Below are 12,812 nucleotides of genomic sequence, written 5' to 3'. Positions count from 1 at the left end.
GCGATAACGTTTACTTTAGAGCTGAAAGCACAAATGAAGCGACCAGAATTAATTCACGCCAACTTGGCACAGGGTTCATTCTTGGCTTTGCCTCGTTCGCAGCATGTCCTAATCCGTTGGCTTGCATAAACGCACCATAAACGAGAATAACTTCTTCTTTATACCAACGCTGGCCTTTACCTAACATTGCTTATACTTTACTTTTGTAAGCGAAATTTAAGTCCAGATGTAGCTTAGCTTTCAGTTTCAGGCATCTGGTTTATAGCCTGGTGTTATTAAGATTCAGTGATCTTTTGTTGGCATATGCAATGAATAAAAGTATACTTGTTGTTCTACTAACTTTCTTTTCGCTGCAGGCAAGAAGTCAGGTGAAGGGGGTGGTTAGTGATAAAGGCTCAAAAGCACCAATACCTTACAGTAATATTTGGATTGAGCATAAACATACAGGTACTACCTCGGATGAAGCCGGACGTTTTTCATTAATAAAAGGTGATAGTGCGGATTTTATACTCTTTACAGCAATTGGGTATGAAAACAAACGGATTAAAGTAGGAGCTTTGTTTGACACAGTTTACTTGCAGCCTGTACCCATCTTGCTTTCAGAAGTCCGAGTTTTAGCTTCCCCAAATACCCGCAGTCTTAAAATCAAAACCTACAACAAAGCTATTATTAACTATTATTTAGGTAGCGGTGGCTTTCCTAGGATAATAGCCAACTACTTTCCTTACAACCAGGCATACCAACAAACTGCTTTCTTAAAGCAACTTAGCATTCTAACTGCCTCTGATAGTGAGGATGCCCTATTTCACATCCGACTCTATCGGGTTAGTGCTGATGGCAAGCCAGGCGAGTACCTGCATCAACATAGTATCAAAGGTATTGCCCGAAAAGGCAAGAGTTCAACAAGAGTTAACCTGGAAGATTTAAACCTCCGGTTTCCAGAAGAAGGGCTTTTTATAGCCATCGAATGGCTGATCATAGATAGAAATAAACATGTCTATAAAAACACGGATAAGCAATCAGGCTCTTTAATAGGGGAAGCCCAAGATCATAAAAGAAGTTCCTACCAGCCCATGGTAGGAACTATTTCTAGTGACGAAGATAAAAACAGCTGGCAGATGATAAAAGGAGTTTGGCATAAGGTAGAACGCAATAGACTACAAAATACAGCGCATAGCGGTAAGTATATCTTGCCAGCTATTGAGCTGATACTTTCAAATTAGGTTAGATGCAAAGCCTACTGCATGCCAGAGAAACTTTATCATAATGATTTTTTGCTAGGGTAAGCTTAAAGCTAGAATGCTACTTAAATAAAGAGGATAAAAGCTTTTAGAAATCAGTAGAAGAGCCCTAATAATCCAGCTTATACTGCATGGCATCATTTGTATAGTGGTTGAATAACTATAAAACTTTGCCTATTACCATTCTTAGCAGTGGTATTTTTACTAAACCAACACAGAGATGGGAGTACCATAACATCTTATATCAGATGGATTTATCCAAGATATTTTGCTTTCTTTTTTTATATTTGTGCTAAGATCTCAACCTATGCATTCAAACTTCTACGCACCCTTCACAGGACGACTTTTACGTTTTGTCCTATTTCTACTATGTTTTACGGTATTCCACCCGCTGCAGGCCCAGCACGCACCTCATAAACTATGGGATAAAACCATAGGAGCAACCTATGACGAGGCTTTACAAATTGTAATTCAGACAAATGATGGTGGTTACCTCTTAGGAGGATATTCCGGTTCTGGTGTTTCAGGCGATAAGTCTGAGACTTCCAGAGGAGGTGTGGATTACTGGGTCGTGAAAACGGATGCTGCCGGTAACAAGCAATGGGATAGAACCTTTGGCGGTAGCGGGGCTGATATACTTAGCGCTGTGCAGCAGACCTCAGACGGGGGGTATATCTTAGGAGGCTACTCCAGGTCACCAAAATCAGGCGACAGGAGCCAGGATATGGCCATTTACGACAACCTGGGCCCAAATGATGATTACTGGATTGTGCGTATCGATGGGCAGGGAAATAAACTGTGGGACAAGCGGTTTGGTTCTTACGGAGACGACCATCTTTCTGCCTTGCGACAAACAACAGACGGCGGTTTCATCTTGGGAGGCCATTCTAGCAGTGGTTTTGTCGATAAGTCAGAAGGCTCCTATGGACAAGAGGACTACTGGGTTGTTAAAATAGATGCGGCTGGCAAGAAGCAATGGGACAAAACCATCGGGGGAAATAGTGTTGACTATCTGTCAGATCTCCAGCAGACCAGTGATGGTGGCTACATTCTGGGCGGAAGGTCTTATTCGAGTGCCTATGCTTTTAAATCACAACCATCGAAGGGGGACAGCGACTACTGGATTGTCAAGCTGGATGGGTCAGGTAAAAAGGAATGGGACAAAACATTGGGGGGTAGCTGGACAGACGATTTGCGTGCTATTCAACAAACACCTGACGGAGGGTATATTCTGGTTGGCGACTCTAAATCTGGTAGGTCAGGAGATAAAAGTCAGGCAGTAATAATGGTCAGGGATTACTGGATACTGCGCCTTGATGCTGCTGGCAATAAAATGTGGGATACCACGCTTGGTGGAACAGGGGATGATTATGCCAGCGCTGTTATCCAGACAGATGATGGTGGCTTTCTAATTGGTGGTTATACCACCTCAGGTACTAACATTACTATAGGAGATAAGAGCCAACCCACTAATGGAGGAAACGACTACTGGTTGATAAAAGTCGATGGCAATGGAAGTAAGTCATGGGACCTGGGGCTTGGTTCAAAAGATAATGACAACCTGTATGCTATGCAGCAAACAACAGATAAAGGGTTTATCCTGGGAGGTTATACCGCAGGTGTGGCTAGTGGCGATAAAAGTGATAATTCCATAGGTGCACGCGATTTTTGGTTAGTGAAACTGAGTACGGAAGGTGTATTTCACCAGGCGGCTACAATAGCTACTTCTGAAGGCTCTACCGAATTCACAGAAGCCCCCTATACAGTACCTGTACCTGTGCCAGTGGCTGTAGATCCAGGTTTTATATTAACTGCTGGAGACAAACCTACTTTACTTTCGGCTAACATCCACATCTCCAGTAACTTTAAAAGCGACCAGGATATACTTGGTTTTTCTGGTAATGCAGCCACTACAGGCAACATCACCGCGCACTACGATGCCGCCGTGGGCAGGCTTTCACTTCACTCGCAAGGTGCCACCGCCACTTTGCAACAATGGCAGGCTGCCCTTAGAGCCGTTACTTATGCCAATACTTCCAGAAATCCAGACTTAACACCTCGTGTCATCAGCTTCACAGTAAATGATGGCCATACTGCCAGTGGAATTGTTACTAAAACTATCACGATTACACCCGCTAATGACCCTCCTTCGGGCATTTTACTTTCTACAAGCCTTATAACAGAAAATATAGCTACCGGAACCACGGTGGCGAGCTTGTCCACAACTGATGATAATACGGATGGATATACCTACACGCTGGTAGAAGGGACAGGCAGTGAAGACAATGCGCTTTTTACCATTTCTGGAAGTGCTTTGAAGGTTAGCCACATTCCGGATTTTGAAGTGAAGAAGACATATACCATTCGTATTCGAAGTACAGATACAGAAGGCCTCTTTGTTGAAAAGCCATTTACTTTAAGTGTCAAAGACCTGGATGAAATCCCACCTACCGGGAGCTTCACCATTAATAGCGGTAGTAGTTATACCAACCAAACCTCTGTTACTTTAACTATTACCCAGTCAGGTGCTAGTACCATGCGTCTATCTAACAATGGTGTCAATTGGGGGAGCTGGACTACTGTAAAGTACACAACAAGCTGGTCACTGATGTATGGAGATGGAAAAAAGACAGTTTACCTGCAACTAAAAGATGATGCTGGGAATGTTTCGGAAGTATATGCAAACGACATCATACTTGATCAGACGCCACCGGCTCTTGTTATGCATATTGCTGGCGATACACCACACACTACTTACCCTGTAGTTGTTGACATCACATTTACCGAGCCTGTCACAGGCTTCATTGCCAGCGATATTGTCGTGGAAGGTGGCACCATAGGAGCATTTTCTGGCAGTGAAGCTACTTACACGTTGCGCGTAATTCCCGCCGTTAAAGGGGATATTACCATAACTATAGCTGCCGGCAAAGCAACTGACGCAGCTGGGAATTTGAATACAGCAAGCCCTGCTTACACTATCAATTACCAGGGGCATGTGCCTCCGGCACTCACAACCTCAGCCGCTCACTCTATTACACCAAGTTCAGCTACGATAGGAGGTGAAATAACAGACAATGGCGGTAGCACCGTCTTGGAGCGTGGCATCGTATATAGCAGCACTACTAACATAACAACTATTGCCGGCCCTAAATTGGTGTTGGAAAGTGGTGATGGGGCATTTTCAGGTACAATAACTGACTTACAACCGAGCACAAGGTATTTTGCGCGGGCCTATGCTATGAATGATGTGGGAATATCCTATGGCAATCAAGTTTTGTTTACAACTGCTCCGGCACATGCTGAAATCTCCTCTATGAGAGGATCTCCTAGGCTCAAAACCAAGGTTGAAGAAGTAATTTTTTATATCACCTTTAGTTACACTATATATGGATTAACAGCGGAAAACTTTTCAATTGCAACGGAAGGTCTTACGGGTGCATATATAAAACAAGTAAGCAATAGCTTAGGCAGTACTGTTGCTGTCCGTGTTGTAACAGGAACGGGTGAGGGAACAATTGAGCTGCGGATGGAAAATGACAAAGGGGCAAGCCGGGTCATTGATGGCCTGCCTGCAACTCTGCCCGATAAATTTACAATCGATAGAACACCACCTGTGTTAAGCGGTATTGAAGACGGGGCCTATTATAATACTGAACAGACGGTAACGTTTACGGAAGGCGCGGCGCTTTTGAACGAAAACTATACTTATACTGGCGGGAAGATTGTGCTCAGCGATGAAAAGTATTATAAAATTCGCCTGACAGATGAAGCAGGGAATTACACTGAAGTTACTTGTACAATAGATAAACGCAAACCTACCACAAATATTATAGGAAACCAGCTGCATAACGAACCGGTAACAGTTACATTTAGTGATAACTGGCCCTCCCCCCGCGCAACCCTGAATGGAGAGCCCATTGAAAGTGGTGTTGTGGTTAGCCAGGAAGGAGAATACACAGTGGTAGTTACGGATCAGGCGGGCAATAGTATCTCCGGAAGATTTACGATCGATCTCACCCCGCCTGTGATTACCGGGGTAGAGGACAATGGAAAATATAACTCAGCACGAACTATCTTCTTTGAAGGAAATGGCTATGTAAGTGCTTTACGTAAATATTCTGTTGAAAAGATATTGAGTGGTACTACTCTTTCTGATGATGCTGAATATACGTTATATGTAACCGATGAGGCTGGCAATAGGACTATCCTTAATTTTAAGATAGACAAAGTGGCACCCATTATAACTGGCGTTGCGGATGGTGAAGCTTACAATCATAACGTACACCTATATTTTAATGAGGGTACTGCTACGCTGAATGGGACCAAAATTTATAGCGGCGCCGGGATATGGGAGGATGGAAATTATGAAATGGTAGCTCAAGATGATTGTGGGAACCAAACCACCGTCCGATTTATCATAAACAAGACGGGACCAGCCGGCGCTATAACCATCAATAAGGGAGTTACTTTTACCAACAACCCGCTGGTGCAATTGGAAATCATACCGGATGATGCCATAGAAATGCGTTTCTCCAATGGCTATGTGAATGATCGAATCTGGAGTGAGTGGGAAGCTGCAGGAGTAACAAAAACTTGGAATATTCTCTACAATGGAGAAGGTAATGAGTTTTCAGGTCAAGACGGTGATAAATATGTATTCATGGAGCTACGCGATAATCTTGGAAACATCAGTACCCATGATGTTAAAATCAGGCTGGATAGAACTGCACCTCGTGTGCATATAAGCAGTACGGTTTCCAGTATCACAACACAGGATCCGGTGTTAATTCAACTGAACTTTGATGAACCTGTAGAAGGCTTTACTATTGAAGATGTAGTGGTTTCTGGGGCTGAAAAGCACTCCTTTTCCGGGTCAGAAGCAAGTTACAACCTTGAAATCAAACCCTCCCTAGGGAGTATGATTACTGTAGAGGTTCCAAAGGGAGCTACTAAAGATAAAGCAGGCAACCTAAACAAAGAATCATCTCAGTGGCGTATGAGTTCCGTTACGGGTTTGGAAGATCTGGAAAAACAGGCCCGCATCGAAGTTTTTCCAAATCCGGTCCATTCTGACTTGCACATCCTGTTGGAAGGGCTAAAAAGGAGTGCAGTCGCATTGATGCTCTATGACAGTAAGGGAAAATTAGTGTTTGACAAGTCTGTGCGTGTCTTGGACAATGAAGTACGTGAGAAGGTCGCAGTAGCCCACCTGGCGCCTGGTATCTATTTCCTTTACCTATCAGATGGTAAGGCCGCAACAACCAAAAAAGTTGTGGTCAATTAAAAAGTCTAAATGCCTGTGGTTTCTCTTTTTAGTAAGGAAACCTATGAATAACAAAGATTAAAGATGCCATCTTCACCTTACGATAAGATACCTTTGGGCTTTGCAGCCTTTCTTTTCTTCCTTCCTTTTGCCTGTATGGCACAAGGGCAGGAGTTGGATAAGGCATATGGTGAGGACATAACATCGCTTTACAAACGAAAAGGTGTCAAAGAAGTGTTTGTTGAATCAGATAACTACTATAATGGAAAACTGACCGACCCCCGGTTTTTGTCAAACTATCAGTTGTTTGATAAGCAAGGCCGCTTGATACGAAGCGAATCATACTATCCGGACAAAGTGAGTGGAAGAACAGATTATGCTTATGGCAAGAATGGTTTAATGGAGATGTTTACCCAATACGATGGCCTAAGTAAAGAAGGAGATACCGACAAAAGTGCAATTACCTGGATGCTGAGAAACCAGCACCGCTATGTGCCAAAAAAAAAACAGGCTGCTGGCGCTTTTAGTTGGGATTCAGATGCTCAAAAATGGGTGAGGGAAACTACAACCCGCACTTGGGTTAAAAATGATACGACGTACGAAGAGACCCGCCGAAAGTACAGTTCTTATGAGTCTGTAAGCTTAACCAGATCCTATGTTGCGGGTGCAGATAAAAGTATCCAGCGCAGAGATCATTTATCGTATTCTCCTAAAGGATTAAGCGAACCGGATTATTACTATGACAGGGTGATAGCTGGAAAACTGGTAGAATCAGGGGAACTTGATTTTGAGATGGAAGTTTTTCAATACCTGCGTCTGCACCCGGAAGCTGGAAGGCTTCTATTTACCAAGTATGGTTTTTATCCTGTATTAGACAAGATAGCCCGTTCAGCTGAAGGCAGACGCGTGCCTAATAGTACCTACACCTACAATGCAGCTGGCAAGCTTATGGAAGAGACAGGATACTATGATGGCGCATATACGCGAGATGCAACTGGAAGAGCGACTCTGAAAGAAAAGGAGGGAGGCACAACAACTAACTATTACTACAATGAGCAAGGGTTGCTGGAAGGCATTGTCATTTTATATGCCAACGGACAACCTTCCGAATCTAAATTCTACCGCTACACTTTTTACTAATTTTAACACAGGGTATTCAAATAAACTTATTACGCTATCAGTATTTACTTTATCTTTATTTACCTCATCAACAGCAATCAATTTGATTAGCATTCCAAACAAAAGTGTTTATTAGTTATATAGATTATGAATTATACATTTACAAAAGGATTAGTTTGTGCCTTGCTTTTACAGGTAGGAGTAGGCGTCCTAACAGAAACTACAGCCCAACAAGCACCTGATAAAGTTTACTCTAAGGTAGATCAGAAGCCAGCTTTGCTTGGTGGCACCCAGGCTGTAAATCCATACTTTGAAAGAGCGTTAGCTGATGTAAACCGTGGCCAGGGTGGCATTATAACTCTTAACCTGGTTATTGGTAAAACGGGACAGGTGACTGAAGCCACGATTGGTGAAACGTTTATACCGCAGGAACAGCGGCAACTCGAAACCAACAAAGCATTGGAGCAGGAAATCATTAAAGCTGCATTGGCTATGCCGGGCTGGAAGCCAGGACAGCAAGGGGGGCAACCGGTGGCGGTGCAGGTATCTGTTCCGGTTACAATCGCTTCGAAGGAAGTACTACCTCCGGTAGAGAGACCTTACGAATATGTCGAACAGATGCCTGATTTTCCTGGCGGGCAGCCGGCGATGGAAAAGTACTTGGCTGCTAACTTAAAGTATCCCAAAGATGCACTGGATAAAAAAGTGGCGGGCGTGGTTGTGATTAAATTCGTTGTTGGCAAGGCTGGAGAGCTGACTGATTTCAAAATATTAAAAAGTCTGAGTGAAAGCACGGATGCAGAGGCAATTCGGGTCTTTGAAAGCATGCCGGCTTGGAACCCCGGAAAGCAGAATGGCCGGGTAGTCAGGGTTAACTATGCCTTGCCGGTATTCTTTAAGCTTCCCAAATAAGAAGTAAAGAAATAGATTATAAATCATTATCTCACATCATTAGGCTCCTGACTGCTAGAGCCTTTTGATGTGGTGTACAAGAATTTTAAAGAACACCACGTGAAGAACCCTTTAACTACGCATGGGGATAAGTTGACCTTCAGTTGGCAGAGAGCTTTTTGGATGTATCTGTTTATCATTCCTAGTGTGCTCTTCTTTTGGAATGCAGTGGATATTAAATTAAGCATCGCTTCTTTATGCCTGACTTTCCTGATTGTTGGGATCGCCCAATAGTAGAGATAGCAGCAACAACAGCATATAGGATGAGGAACCCCTTCAAGAGTTTCTTTCTGTTAACAGCGTGCTTCAAAAAAGGATAAAACAAAATGTAAATGAAGCCTACACAAACAAAAATGATAACTAAGGCTTTAAGCATGGTTCTAAGAATTTATAATTCCAACCGGCGGTAAGATATAGCCTAACGCTTATTTCAGCGTTCTGCTCCAATGCGCCTATTGCCACCTCACAAAATAAAGACAAACATGCCGAGTAGCTAATAATGAAGCAAAATGTGGATGAATAGAATACGTGCAGAAAGTAAAAGCCCCTCAGAATTAACTGAGGGGCTTTTAAGTAGACCAAAGGATGGAATCGTCGAACCATTTCCACAAGGATTTGGCTGCTGTAAATGGATACTTTAAACTATAATTGAAAACTTTTTCAATACCACTTACAGTGTTTCCTAAACTGAGTAGAAAGTGATTTCTACTCATCAAATAGCGGCATCTCATCCCATAACTTATCGAACTCTAGAAGATAGGATGTAACAATATCCCGTTGATTAGTCACTAGAAGGTTTTCATGGTTATAGTTGGCAGCACTACGGGTCCAGTTGTAGCTGCCAGTAAGTAAAGCTTCATTGTCTATGATGGCAAATTTGTGGTGCATGTGGTACTGTGTTACGTCTACCCGTGTTTCTATACCTGCTGCTGCCAATTCCCGTATGTCTGATCCCTTATCAAAAAGCTTCTCGTTATCAGTTAACAGTCTAACCTGAACCCCCTCCTGGTGAGCTTTTATAATAGCTGCTGTAATACGGTCATCACTGATAGTAAAAACGCAAATCTTTAATGAGTACTCAGCATTATTTATACTATCCAGAATTGCATTGAGACACTCGGTGCCCGGACTAAAATATGCCCGATTGATCTGTTTTTCTATTTCTTTCATAGACAAGTGTTATTTTTCTAACTTGGTTATTTTGCTTGTCAATTGTCGAACAGTTTGCTCCAACTGAGTCAGGCGTTCTTCTACGATGCTGGGTGGGTTTAATGAAGTGCTGTAAACCCCTATCACTTCCCATATTTCTAATACTTCAGCTAAAGCTACCTCAAGAGGTGGATAGTATGGGTTGTCGGTTTTTAAGAGAAGGTTATTTCCAGAAGAAATGTTAGAAAGTCTTCTGACCAGGATCTGGTTCTGAGTTACCATGACATATATATTTCCTGGCTGAAGCTGAATAGCATCTGACTTGTCTACTATAGAACAAACCAGTATGTCGCCAGCATGTAGCCCATGCTGTTCATATTGCATTTCGCTGCCTTTTACTTCAAAAGCGCGCGTTGTGTTAGAAGTGTTGCTTGTAAACTGTAAAGCGGGTAATTGTTGAAGGTATTCCTGTTTATGCAGGTTAGCTATGTAGGTAAAAGCGTGATTGCTTTCTACCAGTACTGTTGCCGGTTCGGTGACTGTCTTTAAGTCTGCTACTTTTTTGAGCGATTCTTCTTTTGTATAGTCTCGCTTAAATATATCAAATCCATACAGGTCATTTATAGTTAATTCTTGGGTTAGGAGCATATCAATAGATAAACCAAAGTGCTTAGATATTTGCACTAAAGTCTCGATTTTAGGCTCAGAACGCCCTTCTTCGTAGGCTCCAATACTTGGTCTGGCTAAGTTAAATAGCTCGGCAAAGGCTGCCTGACTTAGCTTTTTGACCATCCTGATCTTCTTAATATTCTTCCCGATATACGACATAATAAAAAAATAACCTTGCTAATATTTTGAGCGTATTTATTTTTATAGTATAATTACATCAACAAATCAAGCTAATAAAACGCAATAAACCTAGTGGTGTGCTATAAATATGAGCATATGTTGAGTTCTTATGTGGTAATATAATATTAAAGATGCTCTATTTTTATATAGCAAAATTAGCTATACTTATAAAAGTAATAGGAATGGTGTTTTTATCATGCTTTGATCTGTGGCAACTGAGAGTTTTAAAGAGCTGTTTGAAGTGGCTAATTGGTTCACTCCAGATAATGTTTGTACATCTTCCTAATTACAAGATTTAAGATTTTAAGGCCCGACTATAATTTGTGACAACTGTTTAAGAATCCATTTTATGATAAACAACTACTTTTTAAAAGTTAAAAGTTATTTGCTTGAGCTCGATTTTCAAATCATTCACGAAGACGAACAGGAGTGCGTGTTTGTAGTTGAGAAAGAAAGCTTAGGTATAAAGAACCTAGTTATTGGCTGCACAGATCCCTTGCTGATCATGGAGCAGTATGTGCTGGAATTGCCCGTTCAGACAACAGAGATATACCGGAGCCTGCTGCAAAAGAACCGGGATATTATACATGGCGCCTTTGTGCTGGATGAAACTGGCCAGCGTGTGATTTTCAGGGACACGCTACAAATGGAAACACTGGACCTGTGTGAAATAGAAGCGACTTTTAACTCACTGGCTTTGCTACTTAGCGAGTATTCTGATCAGCTTATTCAATTCTCTAAAAACTAAAGCATAATACGATGAATATATTTAAACGCATCTTTAAAATAGGACAGGCAGAAACTCATTCTGCCATTGATCAACTAGAAAACCCTATTAAAATGTCGGAACAAGGTATCCGTGATATGAAGGAAGACCTGGACAAAAGTCTGCGTGCGCTAGCTGAGGTAAAGGCTATGGCCATACGTGCTAGAAATGATGTGGAAAATTACCGTGAAAAAGCACAGGAGTATGAGAACAAAGCTGTGCAGTTGCTGCAACGGGCTCACAAAGGCGATTTAAGTACCACAGAAGCAGACAGACTAGCCGGTGAAGCCTTGCTGAGAAAAGAAGAAAATATCAAGTTGTCAGCACAGGCGCTACAGGACCAACATAAGTTCGAAGGTTCTGTTGCGCAACTCGACCAGAATATTAAACAGCTAAAGTCTACGATCAGTAAATGGGAAAACGAGCTCAAGACACTGAAGTCTCGGGTTACGGTAAGTAATGCTACCAAAACTATAAACAAGCAACTTGCCCAGATCGACTCACACAGTACAGTGGCTCTGTTGGAACGCATGAAAGAGAAAGTAGCAGTGGAGGAAGCCTTAGCTGAGTCTTATGGAGAAATAGCAAATGAGAGCAAAACCATTGACCAGGAAATTGATAAAGCCTTACAAACAAGTGCTGCAAGTAAAGCTTCTGAAGATGTTGCAGCTCTTAAAGCAAAGTTAGGACTTACAACAACTCCAGTAGAAGGCAGACAGGAATAGTTTGGAATAATAGGTAACAGCTTGTTTTGATACTAAATTTTTAAAATTTTGTGAAGGGCCTGTTTATCTGTTGTTATAGTATTAGTTTTATAGTTTAATAGTTACTAAAAGCCTATGTCAGAACTGTTACAGGCCGCTTTTTCCAGTGTAAACATTATTCCAACCGCCTTTTTGGTGTTTGTACTACTTTATTGGCTATCTGTAATTTTTGGTTTTCTGGACCTTGATTTCTTGAATACTGATGTGGAAGCCGAAGTAGAAGTAGATGTAGATGGCATTTCCTCTGTTTCGTGGTTAAACTCTGCCCTGGCCTTTTTTAATTTGGGTAAAGTGCCGCTCATGGTGTTTCTCACTTTTTGGGCCCTGCCTTTATGGGTCATCTCTATACTTGCTAATCACTATCTGAATAACAATTATGAACTACTGGGGCTGATGTACCTGATTCCATCCCTTATAGTATCTTTATTTGTTGCCAAAGTCCTGACGGCTCCTTTTGTAAAGATCTTTGCAGCGCTTGAGAAAGAACATGATTCTTCGGCTACTATTATCGGGCAGGTTTGTACGGTTATACTTCCTGCTGATACAATGGAATTAGGGCAGGCAACTGTAAAGACCAGTGGCTCTCCGCTATTACTTAATGTAAAAACAACCCAAGGTAGAAGCTTAAAGAAGGGCGAGACTGCCCTGGTAATTGAATACAATACTGAAAACAAATATTATCTGATAGAACCTTACGAAACAATTTAATC

At 42.0% G+C, this 12,812-nt stretch carries 10 protein-coding genes; 7 read left to right on the top strand and 3 right to left on the bottom strand.

Going from position 1 to position 12,812, the window contains the following annotated elements; all coding sequences use genetic code 11:
• Positions 1 to 10 precede the first annotated feature (10 nt).
• Entirely contained in the window at positions 11 to 187 is a 177-nt protein-coding gene (locus KYK27_RS07970) for a hypothetical protein (RefSeq protein ID WP_199109509.1), read from the bottom strand.
• 121 nt (positions 188 to 308) lie between these two features.
• Here KYK27_RS07970 and KYK27_RS07965 point away from each other — a divergent pair, with 121 nt between their 5' ends.
• The 4 genes from KYK27_RS07965 (at position 309) to KYK27_RS07950 (ending at position 8,535) form a co-directional block, all read left to right on the top strand.
• Positions 309 to 1,223 carry a carboxypeptidase-like regulatory domain-containing protein gene (locus KYK27_RS07965; protein ID WP_199109508.1) on the top strand — a complete coding sequence of 305 codons (915 nt, stop codon included), beginning with the start codon at positions 309 to 311 and terminating at the stop codon, positions 1,221 to 1,223.
• Between the two features lie 325 nt (positions 1,224 to 1,548).
• Entirely contained in the window at positions 1,549 to 6,525 is a 4,977-nt protein-coding gene (locus KYK27_RS07960; protein WP_199109507.1) for an Ig-like domain-containing protein, read from the top strand.
• 63 nt (positions 6,526 to 6,588) lie between these two features.
• Complete coding sequence (locus KYK27_RS07955; RefSeq protein WP_199109506.1) at positions 6,589 to 7,644, top strand: hypothetical protein; 1,056 nt, start codon at positions 6,589 to 6,591, stop codon at positions 7,642 to 7,644.
• Positions 7,645 to 7,770: 126 nt separating this feature from the next.
• The gene (locus KYK27_RS07950; protein ID WP_199109505.1) at positions 7,771 to 8,535 is read left to right on the top strand and encodes an energy transducer TonB; all 765 of its coding nucleotides are present in this window, start codon (positions 7,771 to 7,773) and stop codon (positions 8,533 to 8,535) included.
• 744 nt (positions 8,536 to 9,279) lie between these two features.
• On the opposite strand, the gene KYK27_RS07945 is transcribed toward KYK27_RS07950, so the two are convergent.
• Both KYK27_RS07945 and KYK27_RS07940 read right to left on the bottom strand, forming a co-directional pair.
• On the bottom strand, positions 9,280 to 9,744 hold the full coding sequence (locus KYK27_RS07945) for a phospholipase D-like domain-containing protein (protein ID WP_199109504.1): 465 nt from the start codon (positions 9,742 to 9,744) through the stop codon (positions 9,280 to 9,282).
• Between the two features lie 9 nt (positions 9,745 to 9,753).
• The gene (locus KYK27_RS07940; RefSeq protein WP_255532019.1) at positions 9,754 to 10,551 is read right to left on the bottom strand and encodes an XRE family transcriptional regulator; all 798 of its coding nucleotides are present in this window, start codon (positions 10,549 to 10,551) and stop codon (positions 9,754 to 9,756) included.
• 370 nt (positions 10,552 to 10,921) lie between these two features.
• Here KYK27_RS07940 and KYK27_RS07935 point away from each other — a divergent pair, with 370 nt between their 5' ends.
• The 3 genes from KYK27_RS07935 (at position 10,922) to KYK27_RS07925 (ending at position 12,810) form a co-directional block, all read left to right on the top strand.
• The gene (locus KYK27_RS07935; protein ID WP_233150335.1) at positions 10,922 to 11,320 is read left to right on the top strand and encodes a YbjN domain-containing protein; all 399 of its coding nucleotides are present in this window, start codon (positions 10,922 to 10,924) and stop codon (positions 11,318 to 11,320) included.
• 11 nt (positions 11,321 to 11,331) lie between these two features.
• Complete coding sequence (locus KYK27_RS07930; protein ID WP_199109502.1) at positions 11,332 to 12,063, top strand: PspA/IM30 family protein; 732 nt, start codon at positions 11,332 to 11,334, stop codon at positions 12,061 to 12,063.
• Positions 12,064 to 12,177: 114 nt separating this feature from the next.
• Complete coding sequence (locus KYK27_RS07925) at positions 12,178 to 12,810, top strand: OB-fold-containig protein (RefSeq protein ID WP_199109501.1); 633 nt, start codon at positions 12,178 to 12,180, stop codon at positions 12,808 to 12,810.
• Positions 12,811 to 12,812 lie beyond the last annotated feature (2 nt).

The sequence above is a fragment of the Pontibacter populi genome (genome assembly GCF_019336435.1).
GTDB classification, from domain to species: Bacteria; Bacteroidota; Bacteroidia; order Cytophagales; family Hymenobacteraceae; genus Pontibacter; species Pontibacter humidus.
This window is presented reverse-complemented; position numbering and strand designations above follow the sequence as displayed.